Source organism: Sneathiella sp. (genome assembly GCF_036960985.1).
In the GTDB taxonomy this organism is placed as follows: Bacteria; Pseudomonadota; Alphaproteobacteria; order Sneathiellales; family Sneathiellaceae; genus Sneathiella.
On record NZ_JBALWD010000020.1, the window covers coordinates 39,715 to 61,897 of the forward strand.

At 48.5% G+C, this 22,183-nt stretch carries 17 protein-coding genes; 10 read left to right on the top strand and 7 right to left on the bottom strand.

Annotated features, from left to right (window positions below; all coding sequences use genetic code 11):
- Window positions 1-2 precede the first annotated feature (2 nt).
- A complete protein-coding gene (locus V7723_RS12520; RefSeq protein WP_335684814.1) occupies window positions 3-1,583 on the top strand; it encodes a TRAP transporter large permease in 1,581 nt (526 codons plus the stop codon).
- Between the two features lie 45 nt (window positions 1,584-1,628).
- Here the strand turns inward: V7723_RS12520 and V7723_RS12525 are convergent, their stop codons facing one another.
- The 4 genes from V7723_RS12525 to recO all read right to left on the bottom strand — a co-directional run bounded on the left by V7723_RS12525 (window position 1,629) and on the right by recO (window position 7,037).
- Window positions 1,629-2,228, bottom strand: a complete 600-nt coding sequence (locus tag V7723_RS12525) for a biotin transporter BioY (protein WP_335684815.1) — start codon at window positions 2,226-2,228, stop codon at window positions 1,629-1,631.
- Between the two features lie 102 nt (window positions 2,229-2,330).
- Window positions 2,331-3,941, bottom strand: a complete 1,611-nt coding sequence (locus tag V7723_RS12530; protein ID WP_335684816.1) for an AMP-binding protein — start codon at window positions 3,939-3,941, stop codon at window positions 2,331-2,333.
- Window positions 3,942-3,953: 12 nt separating this feature from the next.
- Window positions 3,954-6,182: a DNA topoisomerase IV subunit A gene (parC, locus tag V7723_RS12535; protein WP_335684817.1), complete on the bottom strand. Its 2,229-nt coding sequence runs from the start codon at window positions 6,180-6,182 to the stop codon at window positions 3,954-3,956.
- A 96-nt stretch (window positions 6,183-6,278) separates the two neighbouring features.
- On the bottom strand, window positions 6,279-7,037 hold the full coding sequence (gene recO / locus V7723_RS12540; RefSeq protein WP_335684818.1) for a DNA repair protein RecO: 759 nt from the start codon (window positions 7,035-7,037) through the stop codon (window positions 6,279-6,281).
- 109 nt (window positions 7,038-7,146) lie between these two features.
- Between recO and V7723_RS12545 the strand changes: the two genes are divergently transcribed.
- On the top strand, window positions 7,147-7,464 hold the full coding sequence (locus V7723_RS12545; protein WP_335684819.1) for a hypothetical protein: 318 nt from the start codon (window positions 7,147-7,149) through the stop codon (window positions 7,462-7,464).
- Between the two features lie 163 nt (window positions 7,465-7,627).
- Window positions 7,628-8,590, top strand: coding sequence for a hypothetical protein (locus tag V7723_RS12550; protein ID WP_335684820.1), 963 nt, complete (start codon window positions 7,628-7,630; stop codon window positions 8,588-8,590).
- Between the two features lie 50 nt (window positions 8,591-8,640).
- On the opposite strand, the gene gatB is transcribed toward V7723_RS12550, so the two are convergent.
- From gatB to gatC, 3 genes are read right to left on the bottom strand one after another with little or no spacing between them, the layout of a single operon-like run.
- The gene (gene gatB / locus V7723_RS12555) at window positions 8,641-10,095 is read right to left on the bottom strand and encodes an Asp-tRNA(Asn)/Glu-tRNA(Gln) amidotransferase subunit GatB (protein WP_335684821.1); all 1,455 of its coding nucleotides are present in this window, start codon (window positions 10,093-10,095) and stop codon (window positions 8,641-8,643) included.
- 1 nt (window position 10,096) lies between these two features.
- Entirely contained in the window at window positions 10,097-11,575 is a 1,479-nt protein-coding gene (gene gatA / locus V7723_RS12560; RefSeq protein ID WP_335684822.1) for an Asp-tRNA(Asn)/Glu-tRNA(Gln) amidotransferase subunit GatA, read from the bottom strand.
- Window positions 11,575-11,862, bottom strand: a complete 288-nt coding sequence (gene gatC, locus V7723_RS12565; RefSeq protein ID WP_335684823.1) for an Asp-tRNA(Asn)/Glu-tRNA(Gln) amidotransferase subunit GatC — start codon at window positions 11,860-11,862, stop codon at window positions 11,575-11,577. Before gatC ends, gatA begins: the two co-directional genes overlap by 1 nt.
- A 107-nt stretch (window positions 11,863-11,969) precedes the next feature.
- Between gatC and ruvX the strand changes: the two genes are divergently transcribed.
- From ruvX to rnr, 7 genes are all read left to right on the top strand, one after another.
- The gene (ruvX, locus tag V7723_RS12570) at window positions 11,970-12,428 is read left to right on the top strand and encodes a Holliday junction resolvase RuvX (RefSeq protein ID WP_335684824.1); all 459 of its coding nucleotides are present in this window, start codon (window positions 11,970-11,972) and stop codon (window positions 12,426-12,428) included.
- A 55-nt stretch (window positions 12,429-12,483) separates the two neighbouring features.
- Window positions 12,484-13,428, top strand: a complete 945-nt coding sequence (locus V7723_RS12575; RefSeq protein ID WP_335684825.1) for an aspartate carbamoyltransferase catalytic subunit — start codon at window positions 12,484-12,486, stop codon at window positions 13,426-13,428.
- Window positions 13,429-14,721: a dihydroorotase gene (pyrC, locus tag V7723_RS12580; RefSeq protein ID WP_335684826.1), complete on the top strand. Its 1,293-nt coding sequence runs from the start codon at window positions 13,429-13,431 to the stop codon at window positions 14,719-14,721.
- A gap of 10 nt (window positions 14,722-14,731) precedes the next feature.
- A complete protein-coding gene (gene plsY, locus V7723_RS12585; protein WP_335684827.1) occupies window positions 14,732-15,385 on the top strand; it encodes a glycerol-3-phosphate 1-O-acyltransferase PlsY in 654 nt (217 codons plus the stop codon).
- A 594-nt stretch (window positions 15,386-15,979) separates the two neighbouring features.
- Window positions 15,980-17,101 (top strand): DNA-processing protein DprA, encoded by a 1,122-nt coding sequence (dprA, locus tag V7723_RS12590; RefSeq protein ID WP_335684828.1) that lies wholly within the window; start codon window positions 15,980-15,982, stop codon window positions 17,099-17,101.
- A gap of 72 nt (window positions 17,102-17,173) precedes the next feature.
- On the top strand, window positions 17,174-19,783 hold the full coding sequence (gene topA / locus V7723_RS12595; RefSeq protein ID WP_335684829.1) for a type I DNA topoisomerase: 2,610 nt from the start codon (window positions 17,174-17,176) through the stop codon (window positions 19,781-19,783).
- A 31-nt stretch (window positions 19,784-19,814) separates the two neighbouring features.
- On the top strand, window positions 19,815-22,127 hold the full coding sequence (gene rnr, locus V7723_RS12600; protein WP_335684830.1) for a ribonuclease R: 2,313 nt from the start codon (window positions 19,815-19,817) through the stop codon (window positions 22,125-22,127).
- The last annotated feature ends 56 nt before the right edge of the window (window positions 22,128-22,183 follow it).

A 22,183-nucleotide genomic window follows, 5' to 3' on the forward strand; every position in this document is an offset into this window, starting at 1 on the left:
GCATGGTGTTACCCGAATATTTCGCCATTGGTTTGTTTCTATTAGCTATTATAAGTCTTCTTGCCGGTTTTCCTGTAGCGTTTACACTTGCCGGATCAGCCCTTTTTGTCGCCGCGATAGCGTCGCTTACCGGCGCCTTCGACATCAGCCTGATGGGTGCCATCCCCTCCCGGATTTTCGGTACAGCTATCTGGAATGAAATTCTGGTTGCTATTCCGCTATTTATTTTCATGGGATTGATGCTCGAGCGTTCCCGTGTTGCGGCAAGTCTGTTGGAAAATATGGGACTGTTGTTCGGGCAGTTGCGCGGTGGGCTGGGAATTTCCGTCTTCATTGTTGGCGCGTTGCTGGCTGCGTCTACCGGCATCGTTGGGGCTGCCGTCGTTACCATGGGGTTAATGGCTCTGCCAACGATGCTGAAACACGGATATGATCCAAAACTTGCCGCCGGGACTATTTGTGCATCTGGCACATTAGGTCAGATTATCCCACCCTCAATTGTCCTGATTATTCTGGGCGAGCAAATATCCAATGCCTATATTGCATCGCAAAGCCTGATCGGCAACTGGTCACCGGAACCAGTATCCGTTGGGGATTTATTTGCAGGTGCTCTCATTCCCGGCCTGTTACTTGTCAGTTTATATATGCTGTATCAGGTCGGCATTGCCATTTTCAGGCCGGATAGCTCGCCGGCACTCCCCCCCGCAGTTTCTACTGGCAACCGGTTTATCTTAAAATTACTTGGCGCCCTGCTGGCACCTGTCGTGTTGATGCTGGCCGTACTCGGCTCAATTTTGCTGGGCATTGCCACACCAACTGAGGCCGCCTCGGTCGGCGGTGTTGGTGCTATTTTACTTGCCGGAATTGCAGACAAGGAGAAACCTGCAATATGGATATACTTGGCGGGCGCCTCAGTTCCAGTTTTACTCCTCGTCTCACATTTTCTGGATTTACGCATCGATCCTGCCGGAATATCCCGCGAAACACTCATCGGCTTGTCACTTGCTCTTCCGTTAATTGCGATCTTAGTCAGCGGAATCGCTATCAGTCTGGTCAGGTTGCTGAGATCCGGTATATTGAAAGAGGTCTGCCAATCAACCATGCAGATGTCATCCATGGTATTCGTCATTCTTATCGGGGCAACTCTATTCAGCCTGGTTTTTCGTGGCCTTGGTGGCGATGATATTGTGTACGAGGCGCTAAAAAACCTTCCTGGCGGAAAATATGGCGCGTTGTTCGTCGTTATGCTGGTGATTTTCGTTCTTGGCTTTTTTCTTGATTTTGTCGAAATCACCTTCGTTGTTGTTCCAATAGTAGCGCCTGTCATTTTATTGATGGATGTCAATCCAATTTGGTTAGGAATACTGATTGCTATGAATTTGCAAACTTCTTTCTTAACGCCTCCCTTTGGATTTGCTCTATTTTATTTAAGACGGGTTGCCCCACCGGAAATTACGACGGGGATGATTTACAAAGGTGTCATTCCATTTGTCCTGATCCAATTAGGTGCTCTCGCTATTCTTGCAGCGTTTCCAGCCCTCGCGACCTGGCTCCCAGAAACTTTCCTAGGCTCGCAATATTAAAGAAAGCCGCGGACCTCCCCGCAGCTTTCTTTAGGTCCGGCTTTACTAGCGCCTGAACAGATCAATCAATTTCCAGGCAATCGGCAAAACCGCCACGGCGAGTGCAATTTTAAGAACCGCACCTGGAAGAAACGGAAGCATCCCGACTTCAATGGCCCGCTCGAGCCCGGTAAAAGTCGCCAGCCAGGCAATTCCGCCCGCGAAAATAACCACTGTACCAAGGCACATTGCAAGGGCCGTCAGGAATATTGATTTTCCCCAACCTTTTTCGACTAACCAGCCGACGACCGCTGCGGCAGCAACAAAGGCAAATAGGTAACCGGCCGTCGGCCCGACCAAATGTACAGCACTTCCGGCTCCGCCAGCAAACACGGGAAGGCCTGCGGCCCCTTCTGCTAGATATAGCGCTAAAGTCGCACCACCGAGGCGCCAGCCAAAGGCCGCGCCAACTAGGACAACAGCGAATGTTTGCATGGTCATAGGTACAGGCCATAATGGCACCGTAAGTTGAGCCGATGCGGCAACAAGAAAGCTGCCAACTAACGCTAGGGCACCAATTCTAAAAGCCTGCATCGCTCTGGAAGATTTTTCATCCCGCGTCCACAATGCATCAACAAGGATTACAGAGTTCGTAACAGAGGACATTCTAGTTCCTTTCAAAAGACTGTTGCCGTCAATGCGACAACGGGCTCTATCTAGCGGAATAGACGAGTAAATACAATTAAATTATTCTAATATAAGTAGTATTTATTTGTTGATCTTTTTCTTCATTTTGCGGAAATCAAAGATACCCGGTTGATCCAGCGGATTAGTTCCCGTCCCGAATATCTGGGTCTTCTGAATTTTCTGTGTACCGGTCGTCGGCAAGCTTTCAACGAACAGAATCCACCCTGGTGGCTTATAATAAGCGAGCTTTCCTCTGGCGAAATCGAATAACGTGGTTGCTAATTCTTCAGAAGGTGGCGTTGTCCCTTTGAGGACGACGCAGGCCATGACTTCTTCTTCACGTATCTTGTCCTTCACGGCAATAACAGCGACTTGCGCTACATTATCGTGACTCTGCAGAACCGCTTCCACCTCCGCCGCCGCAATATTTTCCCCGGAGCGACGGATGATATTTTTCTTTCGATCGACAAAGTAAAGCATGCCAGACTCATCTTGACGCACTGTATCTCCGGTGTGGAACCAGCCGTCTTTCCACGCCTCTTCTGTCGCGTCATCATTCTTTAAGTAGCCAGCAAAAAACCCTCCGCGTGGTTCGGTTCCACGACAGCTGACCAGCATCTCTCCTTCTTGCCCGACATCTACATCTTCATCACGTTCATTAACAACCCGCACGATCATGTCATTTTCCGGTCGGCCAAACGCCCGCGTATGAATATGACGAGGCTCATGCTGATTTACAAAAATACGGCCAGTTTCTGTCATCCCCCAAACTTCGATAAGGGGGAAGCCGTAACGTTCTTCGAATACATCGTGCAATTCTGGCTCAACACCAGCACCCAAGCCAAAACGGACAGAATGGCTGGATTCATATTCATTTTCCGGCTGATTTAGCAGCATTGGCGGCACCACACCCAAATAATGAATAATTGTCGCCCGTGTTTGCACCAATTCTTGCCACCATGTCGAAGGGTGAAAACGATCCGGAATAACAAGGCATCCGCCAGAAAGCAACATACAGACAAATGACACCGCCCCTGCATTCATATGGAAAAGCGGTAGCGGATTATAAAGCCGTTCCACCCCTTTACGGATCGTGGCCAAGCCGCCTGTTTCCATATAGGTCCTGCCAGCTTCCAGATAATACTCATTCGTTAGAATGCAGGCTTTTGGCCGACCTGTTGTACCGGAAGTGTACAAAAGACTGGCTTCACTCATCAAATTCGGATTTTCAATTTTCGCCGAAGATTGCGGTGCTGGCAACAAATCGGGAAAGTCTTCATAAGTAACTACGGGCGGTATTTTTGAGCTTTCAGTTGCCACCGCCATCAAGTCATCAGATCTCGACGCTATGGTAACAATCAAATCCGCTTCGGAATGATCCATCTGGTATAGCATTTCTTCATGCAGGTAATCAGGATTTATGGGAACGACAGATATGCCTAACGCATTAAGCGCCAGGAAATGCAGCAGATATTCAGGACGGTTTTCCAGTAAATAGGCAATACGATGACCCGAACCATATCCGGAACGGCGATAAACATTTTTTAGACGCTCAACTTCAACTGAAGCCGCTGCATATAAAATTTCCATACCTTCCGGATGATAGGCACGGTTATTATAAGCAGGAGCGCATAAAAATATATTTTCAGGAAACGACTTAACCGTCTCACAAAACGATCCATATACGGTCAAGAATCTATCCTCTTATGAAAATCGATTGTTTTTGTTAAACCCTCTCGGTGCCAATCGTCCGGCATTACCCCGTTTGGTATACCATCCGGTCAAATCCGGCTCAGTCCGTGTCCGTTCGCCGGATTTCCAGCTCAAACCATCCACCTTGTTAAACGTCATGATATCGGAAAGGCCACCATCCTTATAACGCTGCAAAGTAACACCCCGCCCACGAGTCATCTCGCCCAGTTCCTCAATCGAAAAACAGTTCAGCTTACGATTTTCACCAATGACTGCTACTGAATCGCCTGAAACTTCGGTGCAGAAAGCCGCCTCTTTATCACCCGAAACGTTCAAGGTCTGTTTACCGTTTCGGGTTTGCGCAATCACACCATTTTCATCGACGATGAAGCCTCGACCATCGTTAGAGGCGACGAGTAACTTCCTATCTGGTCTATGAACAAAGAGAGCTACAATATCCTGATCATTGCCCAGATCAATCATTAATCGAACTGGTTCTCCATGTCCGCGGCCACGCGGGAGTTTGTCACACCCGATCGTATAAAATCGGCCATTTGTCGCAAACAAAACAAGTTTGTCCGTGGTTTCTGTTGTGATCCAGAAACGTTCTTTGTCACCATCTTTATATTTTTCGCTACCGCCTTGCTCCACATGGCCTTTTATGGCTCGGATCCAGCCTTTTTCCGAACAAATGACGGTAATGGCTTCTTTTTCGATCATCGCTTCCAAAGGAATTTCCGGCATTTCGACGGCTTCACCAATACGGGTACGGCGATCAGAAATCTCTGGAATGCCCAACAGGGTCTTTTTCAGCTCTTTTAATTCATCAGAAATAGCGGCGCGCCGGAGATCTTCACTTCCGAGCAAAGCTTCAAGTTCCGTTTTTTCGAGACTTAATTTGTCATGCTCACGCCGCAGTTCCATTTCTTCTAATCGTCGCAGCGATCGCAACCGCATGTTTAGAATAGCCTCAGCCTGATTGTCCGTCAGGATAAAAGTATCAATCAGGCCTTGCTTCGGATGGTCTTCCTCACGAATAATTCGGATCACTTCGTCCAAATTCAAAAAGACGATAAGATACCCTTCCAAAACCTCAAGTCGTGCTTCGATTTTACCCAAACGATGATTGGACCGCCGAACCAAGACTTCAAAGCGATGGTCCAAAAAGGCTTGCAAGACGTCCCGCAATGTCATGACGCGCGGCGTTTGGCTGGCGTCAAGAACATTCATATTCAGTGAAAAACGGTTTTCCAAGTCTGTCAACCGGAAGAGCCCCTGCATCAGCATCCCTGCTTCGACATTTTTACTCCGCGGCTCAAGAACCAATCGAATGTCTTCCGCGGATTCATCCCGCACGTCCGCAAGAAACGGTAGTTTTTTGTTTTGGATCAACTCGGCAATTCGCTCAATCAGTTTGCTCTTTTGCACTTGATAGGGAATTTCCGTTACGACAATTTGATAAGTACCGCGCCCGGTGTCTTCCACTTCCCAAGTTGCCCGTTGCCGGAATCCACCGCGACCCGTCAAATAAGCTTCGCGAATATTTTCTGGCTTTTCAACAAGTTCACCGCCGGTTGGAAAATCCGGGCCAGGAATAAATTCCATCAACTTATCAATTCCCGCATTGGGAAATTTTATGAGGTGCAAAAGAGCGCTAGTAATTTCTACTGCATTATGTGGTGGGATAGAAGTCGCCATGCCGACGGCAATGCCAGCGGAGCCATTCGCTAATAAATTTGGAAAGGCTGAGGGAAGAACCACCGGTTCATGGTCTTCACCATCATAAGTTGGTCGGAAATCGACCGTATCTTGATCAATATCTCGAAGCAGCAATTCGGCGACGACAGTCAGTCTCGCCTCGGTATACCGCATGGCCGCCGCATTATCTCCATCAATATTTCCGAAATTCCCCTGCCCTTCGACCAACGTATATCGCTGGGCGAAATCCTGGGCCAATCGGACCAGCGCATCATAAACAGACTGATCTCCATGGGGATGATATTTACCGATAACATCGCCAACGACGCGAGCGCATTTTTTAAAGCCAGAATTCGGATCCAGCTTCAATTGCCTCATCGCAAATAAAAGACGCCGGTGAACCGGCTTCAAACCATCCCGAACATCAGGTAACGAACGGGACATGATAGTCGACATCGCATAGGCGAGGTAGCGCTCGCTTATGGCGTCCTTCAGTGAGGTTGGAACGATCTCACCGGGCTTTACTGGGGAATGGTCACTCATGCCTTCTATATACCACCAGATTCACCAATGAGGAGGGAAAAATTCAGAGTTTTGTAATCTTCTTATCCAGCTCACTGAATTTTCAAAGAATTGCCTCTATGCAACGTCCGAGAAGCTCTTTTTGAGGATGGAGAGAAACCGCTCCCGTGCCGCGAGATGAACATTTGGCCGATGCTCTAGAACGGCTTTCTCGATAAAGTAGCCCGTAAGAGCCAAGCCCACCAAGATATCTGTTTTCTGCGCCGCTGCAGACAATGAAAGGTTCATAGGGTCAGGTTGTAAAAATGCCGGGAGATGTAATAATCTGTCATGATAAGGTCGACCGGCAAATCTGCAGACGGCTTTACCGGTTTTTGGTGAAACATACACAAGGTCTTCTGTGGTTCCAGTCGCTGCGCAAGAGCTTAGATCCAGCCCATAGCCAATCTCACCCAGGAGACCGAGCTCCCATTTAACAAATAGCGATGGCCATATGTCTATATTCTTTTCCATTGAGTTCAACAAATACAGACTTGCGTCATAAAGCGCCGGATGGGGCTCACGCTCCGGCAGGGCGATATCAAGTAAGGCCAACGCGGAGCTGCTGGCCGCCAACGCCAGCGGATCATCAAACAGATTGCTCGCATGTGATTTTCTGGCCTCTACAGTAAACGTTCCCAATTGATCGACGAGCCGCCCGCGCCAGGTTAAATCAACCTCATTTCCCTGCTGCAGAACACCACGCATACGCCGACCAGCACCACCACGCACAAGTCCTGCGCATCTTCCGTTTTTTTGAGTGAGAGCATGAATGATCATACTTGTTTCCCCATGTTTCGCTGCTGTGAGGATCAGTCCTACGTCATTCCAATTCATGTTTGGATACTAGCAGAAACAGAACCTGTGTTTAAGAAAAATCAATTACCCAAATTCTCACAATCTGATCCTGAAACGCGTCTGACGAGAAATGGAAGAGGAAGGAACAATGCCCTTGGAAACTCAAATTGCGTTGATAAGCACGATTACGGAAAAGCCGCTCAAATTTCAAGACCTTGGTGACGAAAATCTTTTTTGGAAATCCGCGCCGCCCGAATTTCTCGAACCCTTTAAGTATCAACGATGCCGCTGTACAGGTCCGGCCTCCGGGTATCAGGTCGGGCTGAAGTATGACGGCTTAATATGCCGCATTGATGTGACAGCCTGGGGCATCTCATACCGCAAATCAACACCAAGCTACCAGGATATGGAAGTTATCCAGATTACACAGGCGTCGCCATATCGATTGGAAATCGTGTTCTTGTAATTTCTGCATATAGGGCCGCCGTAGATGGTTTTTGTAATCAAATAAGCCGTTCGTGAAAAACACCGTAAGCCAATATGTTTACTCACAATTACCCGGCGGACGCGTCATTGGAATATTGCCAATTTAAACTTTTCTAATTTCCTTTAATTGATATGGAGAAAACATGCAGTATCCACATGCCTACCACCACGAAGCCACATCAGCCCCTCACGTAAACCACTATCATTATAATTACACAGTACATTACAATTATGGAGCAATTGATACTTCACCTCATACACAGCATCCTCTGAGACATCTGGTGCATGCGGAGAACCTCCATCCGCATCATCTATATTCCCGCCATCCGCATTATCATTCACCGGTGGCTCATCCTTCCAATGCTGATAATCATCAAGTTATTTTGCCATATCACTACTCCCATAACCATAGTCCCCATCAAGTAGATCATGCCGGCCATATTTTGCATTTCAGTAAAATTGTTGCCACCAGTGATGTGACAAAAACTCATTGGGTATGGCATATTACCGATCACAGGAAAGTCGTCGTTAAAATGTCCGAGCATATTCACAGCACCTTTGAAGAATGCGTAAGAGATGCCCGCCATTACCACAGTAAATTGACCATTGAACATAAAGACATCGAAAAGACTAGCTGGATTTGGGTAATCACAGATCATCACGGAGTTCTCGTCAAAAAATCAACAACGATCCACGCGACATTTATCAAATGTGTGGAAGATGCCCATCATCATTCCAACTCGCACAACCCGGTTGCACATTCACCTGACTTTTTGCATCAGCCGGGCCAAGCCGGACATACGCTACATTTAAGAAAAATTATCGTAACCAGTGATACGACAAAGGTCCATTGGGTATGGCACATCAGCAATCACCATAAGGAAGTAATCAAAACGTCCGAACATATTCACAGTAGTTTTGAAGAATGCATAATAGATGCCCGTCAATACGATAAAAAAATCATAATCAAACATAAAGATATTGAAAAAACGAGTTGGGCTTGGATAATTACAGATCACGACGGCGTTCTCGTCAAAAATTCAACGACGATTCACGCGACCTTCATCAAGTGTGTTGATGACCTTCATCATAGCGGAAGCTATTAAACAAAGTCAGTAAAGTGCACGACGAGCTGTCGCTTGTCGTGCACTCCCAATCAGATATCCAGCTTCGGTTTTAGAATTTGCGTCACAACACCTGGGTTCGCTTTTCCTTGTGTCGCCTTCATCACCTGCCCCATGAAAAAGCCAAATAGCTTGTCCTTACCACCTCTATATTCGGCAACCTTGTCCGGGTTCGCGGAGATAACTGCGTCAATTGCGGCTTCAATAGCACCGGTATCCGAAACCTGCTTCAGTCCCTTTTCTTCAACGATATCTCCGGCGGCTTTCCCTGTATCGAACATTTCTTCAAATACTTCTTTAGCTATCCTGTTGGAAATAGTGCCGTCAGAAATAAGATCAATTAGGGCTCCGAGACCTGAGGCTGAAACCGGACTATCCGCCAAATTTTTACCAGTTCTGTTCAGGTTGCCAAACAACTCGCCAATCACCCAGTTTGCAGCAAGCTTGGCATCACGGCCTTCCGCCACCAATTCAAAATAATCTGCAACCTCTTTTTCCGCGACCAGCACACCGGCATCATACGGAGATAGTCCTAGTTCGCTGACAAACCTGGATTTTTTTTGATCTGGCAATTCAGGAAGTGTCGCTCTAATTTTCTCAATAAACGCATCGTCAAATTCCAGTGGCAACAAATCCGGATCGGGGAAATAACGATAGTCATGAGCTTCCTCCTTGGAACGCATGGACCGTGTTTCCCCTTTGACAGGGTCGTAAAGTCTGGTTTCCTGATCGACGCTGCCGCCGGCTTCCAAAATATCCACCTGGCGATTGGCTTCATACACAATGGCCTGCTGCATAAACCGTACAGAATTGATATTTTTCATTTCGCAACGCGTCCCGAGTTCATCGCCAGGGTGTCGTACGGAAACATTTACGTCAGCCCGCATGGAGCCTTCGTCCATATTCCCGTCGCAAGTACCAAGGTATCGGACAATACTCCGTATTTTTTTCACATAGGCTGCTGCCTCTTCCGGCGACCGCATATCTGGTTCGGAAACGATTTCCATCAGCGCAACGCCAGACCGGTTAAGATCGACAAATGTCTGGCTTGGATGCTGGTCATGGAGACTTTTACCGGCGTCCTGCTCCAGATGAAGGCGCGTAATACCGATTTCACGGCTTTCTTCATCTTTCAGATCGATGGTAATTTTTCCTTCACCAACCACCGGTTGCAAAAACTGGCTAATCTGATAGCCCTGCGGTAAGTCCGCGTAAAAGTAGTTCTTCCGGTCAAAAACCGAGAACTTGTTAATCTGCGCATTCAGACCGAGACCGGTGCGGACCGCCTGCTCTACTGCCATTTCATTAATTACGGGCAACATGCCAGGCATCGCTGCATCAACAAACGATACTTGCGTGTTTGGCTCCGCTCCATAAGTCGTATCAGAGCCTGAAAAAAGTTTAGAATTTGACGTGACCTGCGCATGAATTTCAAGGCCGATTACGACCTCCCAATCCCCGGTGGCACCTTGTATAATCATTCCCATATTACCCCCTCCACCAGTCATCTGGTGTGGCTGTAAAGTTTGCAGCGGTTTCCAAGACACCGGCTACTTTAAACAGAGTTTCCTCATCAAATGGCTTGGCAAGCACTTGTAAGCCGAGAGGCAGCCCTTCACCTGAAAGTCCTGCAGGCACGGAAATACCGGGTAGCCCGGCCAAGCTGGCTGGTACTGTGAAAACGTCATTTAGATACATTGCCAGTGGATCATCACTTTTTTCACCAGATCCAAACGCCGCCGACGGCGTGGTTGGCGTCAAAATCGCATCAACATGCTGAAAAGCATGTTTAAAATCATCAGCAATTCGCGTACGTACTTTCTGCGCTTTCAGGTAGTAGGCGTCATAATAACCGGCCGATAAAGCGTAGGTGCCGATTAATAAACGACGCTTGACCTCATCGCCAAACCCTTCAGCTCTAGTGCTGGCATACATGTCATTCAGGTCCTTGCCCTCAACCCGCAATCCAAACCGGACACCATCATAGCGGGCCAGATTGCTCGATGCTTCGGCCGGCGCAATAATATAGTATGCAGGCAGCGCATATTTCGTATTTGGTAAACTGATATTTACGATTTCCGCACCTGCTGCCTTCATCCAGTCGATACCCTGGTTCCAAAGAGCCTGAATCTCCGGGTTCATTCCGTCCAGTTGATATTCTTTTGGAATACCAATTTTCAAGCCACGGATATCACCGCTCAGAGCAGACTGAAAATCTGGCACCGACATATCGACACTTGTACTGTCTTTAGGGTCAAATCCGGCCATAGCTTCCAACATAATAGCCGAATCTCGAACGGACCTAGTCATCGGGCCTGCTTGATCGAGGCTGGAGGCAAAAGCAACGACGCCCCAACGAGAACAACGGCCATAAGTAGGTTTCATCCCCACAATACCAACGAATGACGCGGGTTGCCGTATAGATCCACCGGTATCGGTACCGGTTGCGGCCATCGCGCTAAACGATGCGACAGAACTTGCGGAACCGCCAGATGAGCCGCCGGGTACCAAGGGATGATCATCCCCTGCCCGTCGCCAAGGATTAATCACATTACCGTAAAAGCTTGTCTCGTTCGAAGAACCCATGGCAAACTCATCAAGGTTAGCCTTGCCCAGCATAACTGCACCTTCGTTCCAGAGGTTACCAGATACTGTCGATTCATATTTAGGCGTAAAGCCATCGAGAATATGTGAAGCCGCCGTGGTCAGAACACCTTCGGTACAAAACAAATCTTTCATGGCGATAGGGATGCCGTCCATAAGTCCAGCCTCCCCTTTTGCCCGTCGGGTATCGGAGGCCGTTGCGGCTTCCACCGCTATCTCCGGTGTTTTCGTGATAAAAGCATTGAGTACATTTGATGCTTCCATCGCCGTAATATGTGCAGCAGTTAGTTCACGGGCGGAGAAATCTCCTGCCGCCATGCCATCCAAAGCCGCCGATATGGTCAATTTGGTAAGATCAGTCATTATTCAATTACCTTAGGCACAGCGAAAAAACCGTCTTCACCCGATGGCGCGTTGGCAACGATATCGTCGGCATATCCGCCATCAGTCACCTGATCAGCGCGCCAGCGCATTTGCATGTCCGCAACCGAAGTCATCGGCTCAACATTATCTGTATCAACTTCACCTAGCTGTTCAATCCAGCCCAATATATTATTCAATTCGTCCGCCAGATGGTCGAGGTCTTTTTCCTCTACCTTTATGCGGGCCAAATTGGCAACTTTCGCCACAGTGGCTTTATCAAGCGACATCTGTCACCCTTTACTATAAAAGAGGCTTATCCGGAAAGTCGGCCCGGAACATTTGTTCAACTTTAAACAAGCGCCAAACCGACATTGGCCGCAAATTAGCGTAAGCAATGCTCCTCGGCAACCCCACCTATTTGAAACATTTACTTCCTTTAGAAAAAAAACTGCTGGGTATGGACCCGGGAACCAAAACTATTGGGCTGGCGGTTTCAGATCCCGGACTAAAAGTAGGCACTCCCTTGGTCACAATCAAGCGGACAAAATTCAAGGATGATATGGTTTTGCTTGCGACCATCATTGATGATCATGCAGTCGGCGGATTTGTTATTGGACTACCTTTGAATATGGATGGTAGCGAGGGCCCTCGTTGCCAATCGATTCGTCAATTCCAGAAAAATTTGGAAGGATATTTTGATTTTCCCATGTGTTTTTGGGACGAACGCCTCTCTACGGTAGCGGTGACGAGAACACTTTTAGAGGCCGACGTATCTCGTGCAGCACGTGCGAAAGCTGTAGATAAACTGGCAGCCGCCTATATCTTGCAAGGGGCGCTCGACGCGATACGATAATTTTTGTATACGCACTTGCCCGAAGCCGCCTTCATCGCTATACACTTTCCTTTTAATGACAAATGTAAACAAGATCCCATTTGCCCATCGGCATCTTCTCGATATTGCGCGTCTTAATGCTAGCGATATCAATCAGTTGTTGGATCTGGCAGAATCTTACGCAAGCCTTTCCAGAACAGCTGATAAAAAACAGTCTATTCTCAGCGGCAAAACACAAATCAATCTATTCTACGAGAACTCAACACGCACGAGAACGTCCTTTGAGCTCGCCGGTAAACGGCTTGGCGCCGATGTGATTAATATGTCGGTGGGTTCTAGTTCCGTAAAGAAAGGGGAAACCCTGATTGATACGGCTATGACCTTAAATGCCATGCATCCTGATGTTTTGGTGATCCGGCATTCTGACTCTGGCGCGCCGCACCTTCTTAGCCAAAAAGTTGATTGCGCCGTTATTAACGGGGGTGACGGCAGCCACGAACATCCAACACAAGCTTTGCTGGACGCCCTGACCATTCGCCGCCGTAAAGGTCGCCTGGAAGGCCTTATTGTCGCTATTTGCGGTGATATCCAGCATAGCCGCGTTGCAAGGTCCAACATTGCTCTTCTCAACATTATGGGTGCCCGCGTACGTGTAGTAGGTCCAACAACCTTGGTACCTTCAAATGCTGCGAAAATGGGCGTCGAAGTATATCACAAGATGTCCGATGGATTAAAAGACGCTGATATCGTCATGATGCTACGCCTGCAAACCGAACGCATGCAGGGATCATTCGTCCCTTCGGTCCGTGAGTATTTTCATTTTTTCGGATTGGATAAAGACAAACTTACCCATGCAAAACCTGACGCATTGATTATGCATCCGGGCCCGATGAACAGAGGTGTAGAAATCGATTCAGAAATAGCCGACGACTTGAATATCAGTGCCATTTCAGAACAAGTGGAAATGGGTGTTGCCGTTCGCATGGCCTGCCTCGATCTCCTAACACGGGGGGACGCATAAATGTCGTCTCCTGTTCACGCTCTGATCAACGCCAGACTACTGGACCCCGCGACATCAACCGATGAAATGGGGGGGCTGCTTATCCAGGACGGAAAGATTCTCGACTGGGGACCCCATATCAAGTCAGACTCCTTGCCCGACGGCGCGACAGTCGAAGACTGCCGCGGCTTTTACCTGGCTCCCGGCCTCGTAGATGCCCATGCCTATCTGTGCGAACCCGGCAAAGAACATCGTGAAACCATGGCAACGGCTGGTATGGCAGCTGCAGCGGGAGGTGTCACAACAATAAACGCCTTTCCGGCTACAGAACCGGTTATTGACGACCCGGCATTGGTGGAAATGGTTTCCCGGCGGGCGAAAAACACCTGCGCCGTAAATGTCTGCATCACGGGAGCGCTTACAAAAGGATTGCTCGGCACCGAGCTGGCAGAGATTGGCCTCCTAGCGCAGGCGGGTGTCGTCGCCATCAGCGACGGTCAGTTCGCCATTGGCAACATCAATCTGATGCGTCGAGCTCTCGCCTATATCAGCATGTTTGATCTGCCAATTATTGTCCATGCGGAAGAGCCGACATTAGCCTCGGGCGGCGTGATGACCGGCGGCAGAACAGCAACCTTTATGGGCCTCAAATCCATACCGAATTGTGCAGAAGCCATTCTGGTGGAACGCGATATCCGGCTTGTCGAAATGACAGGTGCCCGTTGGCATGCTGCTCATCTCAGCACCGGTGATGCCCTCGACACCATTCGACGGGCGAAAGACAAAGGCTTGCCTGTAACCGCTGGCACAGCGCCTCACTATCATGCATTGAATGATCTGGAAGTTGGCGAGTACCGAACTTTTGCCCGAGTTTCCCCGCCACTTCGCGAAGAAGAAGAAAGACTTAAGGTCATTGAAGGGTTGAAAGACGGGACCCTGGATATCATTTCCTCGCAACATTTACCGCAAAGCGCAGACAGCAAGCGCGTCCCCTTTGCTCAGGCGAAACCGGGCGTTATCGGACTGGAGACCATGTTGCCGGTGAGCTTACGACTTTATCACAATAAGGATATTGACCTCTTGACCCTGTTGCACCGAATGACGGTCGCCCCGGCCAAGCTCCTCGGATTGGAAGCAGGACAATTGAAAAAAGGAGCGGCAGCAGATATCATCTTGTTCGATACGGAAAAACCTTGGCAAGTTGAGGGCGACGCCCTTAAATCAAAATCCAAGAATACGGCATTTGATGGCCATCTACTTCAAGGGTGCGTAATGAAGACATTTGTCGGCGGCACTGTCGTTTTTGAACTTTAGGACACTTGTTATGCCAGATCCCCTCGGTGATTTTAGTTATACGTGGCCGTTTCTTGCGGCAGCGATCGTTGGATATTTCGTCGGTTCGATCCCTTTTGGATTGGTTCTAACGAAACTTGCTGGCTTCGGGGACGTCCGTAAAATTGGTTCCGGTAACATTGGTGCAACGAATGTGCTAAGGACCGGAAATAAGGGCCTCGCTCTTGCGACTTTGCTATTGGACGGTGGCAAAGGCGCCCTCGTCGTCATTCTCTGCTACACATATCTGACACAAGACTATGCAGTTCTTGCAGGCGGAGCCGCGTTTCTGGGCCATCTCTTTCCAATATGGCTTAAATTTAAAGGGGGAAAGGGCGTTGCGACATTTATAGGCATCATGTTTGCCATCAGCTGGCCTGCCGGACTGGCCGTCGGTGTTACTTGGTTACTTGTCGCGTTCATTTTGCGCTACTCTTCCCTTTCCGCATTGATTTCTGCAGCACTTGCACCAGCCTACCTCTACATTTTGATGGAAATGTCGCCTATAGGAACTAGTTATTTTGGCGATTTACAGCGTATTGAATTCGCTGGATTTATGGCAATCTTGATTTTCATACGACACCATCAAAACATTGGTCGCCTGTTAAAAGGCACGGAGCCTCGAATTGGTAAGAACAAAAATTAAACACTTTTTGGTTGAAATTAACAATTTAAAATCTATATAAACGAGATAATTTAATTCATAGAGGCAAAACTCATTGAACCGATGACGCCTAATCAGGAACATGTTAGCCAACTAAAAAGATTCTCAGATACAGTCGACCGCAATTTTTCACGAAATGTGCGACAGCAAAAAGATGCACTTACGCGCCAATCAGAGAGATTTCGCCAGATTTACTCCTTTCATTCCAACAGCTTGAAAAAAAACCGGCGCTCCCGTTCAAATAGCGAGAAAGTAATATCAGCGCCCCCGCCCCGTAAATTGAAGGCCGTGCGACTCCTTAGTTCATCGCTCAAAGAAACATCTCATATTGGCCATAGTCCAATTGATATAATGGAGCGCAACCCAATTGATGCGCTACAAGAAGAAGTGCTCCCAAGGCCATTTTCATGGTTGGGCGTATTTGATTTGTCACCTCGGTTTTGACGGCCGCTTGACTAACCAAAATTGACTGAAACTAGCTCTGAGAAGCTACTCACCGAAAGCCCACTTAAAAAGAGTATTATAGTAAAATTATTTCAATTGACGCGATTATGCAATTTCTGCCACTTTACTGAAATGGAAAAACTGAAAGAACTCTCAGCTGAAGAAAGACTATGCTGGTTGCGTCTGATTCGCTCTGAGAATGTCGGGCCAATCACTTTTTTTCAACTTCTTAGTCGTTTTGGTAACGCAGAATCTGCTTTAGACGCGCTTCCAGAACTAGCACGTCGTGGTGGGAGGAAGAAACCCATCAAAGTTTTCTCGAAATCTCGAGCAGAAATGGAAGTTCAATCTATTGAAGCCTTCGGCGGGTCCATGCTCGCAGCTTGCGAAACCGATTATCCCCTGGCTTTAGCGATGATCGCGGATCCGCCGCCAGTGATAGCCGTAAAAGGGCATAAACATCTCCTCAATCAAGATATCCTCGGCGTTGTCGGCGCCAGGAATGCATCTGCTGCGGCGATACGCGTAACGCACAAGATTGCGAAGGAGCTGAGCGAAAATAATATAGTAATCGCCTCCGGTCTTGCCAGAGGAATAGACACGGCGGCACATCAAGCAGCCCTGTTTGGTGGCACAATTGCTGTTGTTGGCGGTGGTATTGACTATCCCTATCCACGTGAAAACGCAAACCTACAACAACAAATTTGTGAACAGGGCTGCGTAATAGCGGAGCAACCTTTCGGAACTGTTCCCCAGGCCCGACACTTTCCCCGGCGCAATCGCATTATCTCGGGAATATCTCTTGGAGTTTTGATCGCAGAGGCGTCCCCTCGTTCCGGCTCTCTCATTACGGCTCGATTGGCACTTGAACAGGGTCGCGAGATCTTTGCGATTCCCGGCTCACCCGTTGATCCCCGCGCGAAAGGTACGAATAACCTTATTCGAAACGGAGCGACCCTGGTTGAAAGCGCCGAGGATATTTTGGCAGTCTTGAAATACGTCCGTATTCGCCCGCTGAAAGAGCCGGATATTCCAACGCAGTCCTTCGGGCATTCAGGTCTCGCTGACGAACAAGAAGCGAATATGGCACGCCCCCACCTCATATCACTTTTAAGCCCCACTCCCATAGAAATAGACGAGCTAATTCGACAGACAGATTGGCATCCGGCAACGATATTAACGATTTTACTTGAACTCGAACTAGCAGGCAGAATAGAACGCCATATCGGAAACAGGGTTTCCATCATCGAATAGCGTCTCTATATATGACAATCAGGTAACCCAGATATTGGGCAAAATTGTCGAAAGAAAGTCAGCGGTGTTTTTATGAACGTAGTTGTCGTCGAGTCTCCAGCAAAAGCCAAGACTATCAATAAGTACTTGGGAAAAGATTACATAGTTCTTGCTTCTTATGGTCACATTCGCGATCTTCCGTCGAAAGATGGATCTGTAAAACCAGATGAAGATTTCGCCATGGATTACCAAAATGATTCGAAATCAGCGAAACATATCAAAGCAATTTCTGACGCGTTAAAAGACGCCGACAACCTGTATCTCGCAACTGACCCGGACCGTGAAGGCGAAGCCATTGCCTGGCACGTCATGAAGGTTATGGAAGAGAAAAAGAAACTCAAAACGGCAAAGGTTAGCCGTGTTGTCTTCAACGAAATTACCAAGCGAGCGGTATTAGACGGAATTGCCAATCCGCGCGAGCTCGATATGAACCTGGTCAACGCGCAACAGGCGCGCCGAGCCCTCGATTATCTCGTTGGTTTTACGCTGTCACCTGTTTTATGGCGGAAGTTGCCCGGCGCTAAGTCTGCAGGACGTGTCCAGTCGGTTGCCCTACGGCTGATTTGCGAACGCGAACTAGAAATTAATGCCTTTATTCCCGAAGAATATTGGAGCATTGATGCGGACTTCCTAACGGGTACAAAAGACATTATTACCGCACGCCTGACGTATTTGGACAATAATAAGCTCGACAAATTTTCGCTGCCAAATGCGGAAATGGCGAAAGCTGCCGCGGAAAAAGTTCGCTCTGGTGCCTTTTCGGTTGCAGATGTTACGCAAAAACCGGCGAAAAGAAACCCATCGCCTCCTTTCACAACATCGACTTTACAACAGGAAGCTTCGCGTAAACTTGGTTTTGGAGCGAAGCGGACTATGATGGTCGCTCAGAAATTATATGAAGGTTTTGATATTGATGGTGAAACACAAGGTTTGATCACTTATATGAGGACCGACGGCGTTAGTCTGGCAAATGAAGCCGTTGAAAGTGCACGTTCCGTCATCGCCAAAGAATATGGCGCCGAATTCGTGCCGGAACAACCAAGAGAATACAAGAACAAGTCGAAAAATGCGCAAGAAGCTCATGAAGCAATTCGCCCCACCGACATGAGCCGCACTCCTGCTATTGCGGCAAAATATCTCGATCAGGAACATGCGCGGCTCTATGAATTGGTCTGGAAACGGACCATCGCTAGCCAAATGGAAAGTGCACGCCTGGAACGCACAACAATCGATTTTTCCGACGGCAACGGACAAACACTTCGTGCGACGGGCAGTGTTGTGAGATTTGCGGGCTTTTTAAAATTATACGAAGAAGGCCGCGATGATAATGCGGCTGATGATGACGGCAAGCGCCTTCCCGCAATTGAAAAAGGCGCTAAAGTAGCTACTGAAGTTGTCCGCGAAGATCAGCATTTCACCGAGCCGGCACCCCGCTACTCGGAAGCAAGTCTCGTAAAAAAACTTGAAGAATTAGGAATTGGCAGGCCTTCTACTTACGCATCTATCATTTCCGTATTGCAAGATCGTGACTATGTTCGAATTGATCAAAAGAGATTTATTCCGGAAGACAAAGGACAACTCGTAACCGCCTTCCTGTCCTCTTTCTTCACCCGCTATGTTGAATATGATTTCACGGCGCAGCTAGAAGAAAAACTCGATGACGTTTCAGCAGCCAAAGTAGATTGGAAGCAGGTATTGCGTGATTTCTGGTTCGATTTCAATTTATCTGTCGAAGGCACAGCTGAACTTCGCGTCACCGATGTATTGGAAGAACTTAACCGAGTTCTCGGGCCCTATGTCTTTCCAGAAACAGAAGACGGAAAAGATCCGCGCGCCTGCCCAAAATGCGAAGAAGGCAGACTTAGCCTCAAGACAGGCCGCTTTGGTGCTTTTATAGGCTGCTCCAATTATCCGGAGTGCCGATTGACACGTCAGCTAGGAGATGATACAAACGGCGCCGATGACGATACAAATGAAGGCCCAAAAGAAATCGGCCTAGATCCAGCAACCGGATTGATGATTACCCTGCGCAAAGGACCCTATGGTCCCTATTTGCAACTTGGGGAACCCGAACCGAAGAAAAAACCCAAACGTGTTTCCATTCCGAAAGATGTCCCATTGGACAGCGTTGATTTCGAGCTGGCCGTACAGCTTATGGCGCTTCCAAGAGAAGTTGGGCTGCATCCAGAATCCGGTACGATGATTTCCGCTGGGCTTGGACGCTACGGTCCTTTTGTGGAATGCGATAAGAAATATGGGCGCCTTACAAGCAGTATGGAAGTTCTCACAGTCGGTATGAACCGGGCTGTCGAACTTCTAGCGGCCGCAAAACCAAGTGGTGGACGCGGCAGAGCGGCGCCTCCCTTAAGAGTAATTGGTCCCCATCCCGTGGATGAGGCCGACATAAACGTAAAAGATGGTCGCTACGGTGCATATGTCACCCATGGCGGCATCAATGCCACAATTCCAAAAGGCTCAGATCCACTGACCATCACCCTTGAAGAAGCGGTGAAGCTGTTAGCGGAGAGGGCTGAGAAAAGTGGCAAGAAACCAAAAATGGCCAAGAAGGCCAGCGCGCCGAAGAAAAAGGCAGTAGCGAAAAAGAAGCCCGCTGCCAAAAAAACTGTGGCAGACGCAAAATGAACATGCCCGTATGGGCAGAAACTAGGAAAATTTGAATATAAATTCTAAAACCAAAACACCCTTCCCGACGAAACAACAGGTTCGCACCTTTATCGAAGAAAGTGACGGCCCTGTTGGTAAAAGAGAGATAGCGAAAGCCTTCAATATAAAGGGCGCAAATCGGATACCTCTCAAAAAACTTTTAAAAGAACTTGTGGTTGAAGGCGGCCTGGAACAGGGCCGCAAACGCGAACTTTCCCCAACGGGGACACTTCCCGCAGTGGCGGTCATTGAGATGATCGGACTAAATGAAGATGGCGAAGCCATTGCAAAACCGGTTAATCTCGACAATGACGCAACGCCGCCGATTATCTACCTTGTCCAAGACGGCAACAGCAGGTCGAAGGCTCCAGGCAAAGGTGACCGATTACTTGCACGCCTCAGCCGCTCCAAGGACGGCACTTACGATGCAAGGGTCATTCGGGCTTTGCAAGCGGCTACAGGCCCCGTTCTCGGCGTATATACGAAAGTCGGAAAAGGCGGACGTGTGCAGCCCACTGACCGAAAATTAAAGAAAGAAATTAATATCCGGGAGGAAAACTCCGAAGGCGCTCAGTCTGGTGAAGTTGTGTTGTGCGAAATCCTGCCCGGCAAAACCTTATCACTGCCCGAAGGCCGTGTTAAGGAACGCTTAGGACCCATGGGCGATGCGGCATCCCTGAGCTTAATTGCAATCCATGCCCATGGCATTCCGTCCGAATTCAACGCAGCGACGATAAAAGAAGCGACGGATGCGAAGCCCATTTCGCTTGGCACGCGGACTGATCTTCGCGATATTCCTCTTATTACCATTGATCCCGCCGATGCGCGCGACCGAGATGACGCCGTCTGGGCCGCGGAAGATGAAGATCCGAAAAATAAAGGTGGATGGCAAATAATTGTCGCCATCGCAGATGTCGCCCATTATGTTAGATCAGACTCTGCATTAGAAAATTCAGCTAAAGAACGGGGAAATAGTGTTTATTTTCCGGATCGAGTTGTTCCCATGCTCCCGCATGAATTGTCCAGCGATCTTTGCTCACTACACGAAAATGTCGACCGACCTGTCATGGCTGTGCAAATATGGTTCGATGCGGAAGGCAATAAGCTCCGCCATAAATTCATGCGCGCGCTCATTCGCAGTCGTGCTTCCCTCACATACGCCCAAGCTCAAAATGCCTGGGACGGACATCCCGATGAAGCAACTGAAATATTGAGCAAGGACGTTATTCGGCCGCTCTATCAAGCTCATGAAGCACTTAAAAAAGCGCGACAAAAGCGGCAACCTCTGGATCTCGAATTGCCTGAGCGGCGAATTGAAATCGGCGAAGACGGTTTTATCAAGGCGGTCCACAAGAAGCATCGCTTCCAAGCCCATATGCTCATCGAAGAATTTATGATCCAGGCAAATGTCGCGGCCGCAGAAACGCTGAACAAGCTACGCCGACCCTGTATGTTCCGAGTGCATGAGCCGCCATCAGCGGAAAAAATGCAAGGCCTGCATGAAGTTTTACGCGAAATGAACATAAGTTTCGCCAAAGGCCAGGTCATGAAAACCGTGACATTCAACAGGATTTTGGGCCAGTCAGAAAACGAAAATGATAAGGAATTACTCAGCTCTCTCGTTCTCCGGACGCAATCGCAAGCAGTCTACAGCCCGAACAACTTGCACCATTTTGGGCTAAATTTGCAAAATTATGCGCATTTTACATCACCAATCCGACGCTATGCCGACTTGCTGGTTCATCGCAGCCTCATCGCTGCCTTAAAGCTTGGTGAAGGCGGTTTAGAGGAGGCTGATGCAGGTGATTTTGAAGACATCGGCGTTCATATCTCCGGCCTGGAACGTCGTGCTATGGTCGCCGAGCGGCAAACGAATGATCGCTTTACGGCTGTCTTCCTCGCCGATAAGGTCGGCGAAACCTTTGCGGCAAAAGTTTCAGGTGTGACGAGAGCAGGCCTGTTCCTAACTTTTGATGATACAGGCGCTGACGCCTTGATACCGATCTCGACCCTCGGGAATGATTATTTTCGGTTTGACGCCGATAAACACACACTTGTTGGCGAACGAACGGGGCAAACCTATCGCCTTGCCGATCGCCTTACGGTGCGGCTAAAAGAAGTAAATATCGTCACGGCCAGCATGATCGCCGAAGTGGCGGATGGGGCGGTTCAACATCGGCCTCAGAATTCCGGCAATTCACGGCGATCCACAACTAATCGGCGGTCTGGAGCGAAAACAATCAGCTCCGGACCAATAAAAAAGAAAAAGAAAACCATGCCAAAGGGAAAGAAACGCGCCCTTCGGAAAGTAAAAAGCGATTAGCTTGTGCGGCAGAGTGTCGCAAAGGCCTTTTCAACGTATTTATCATCCCCAGATAG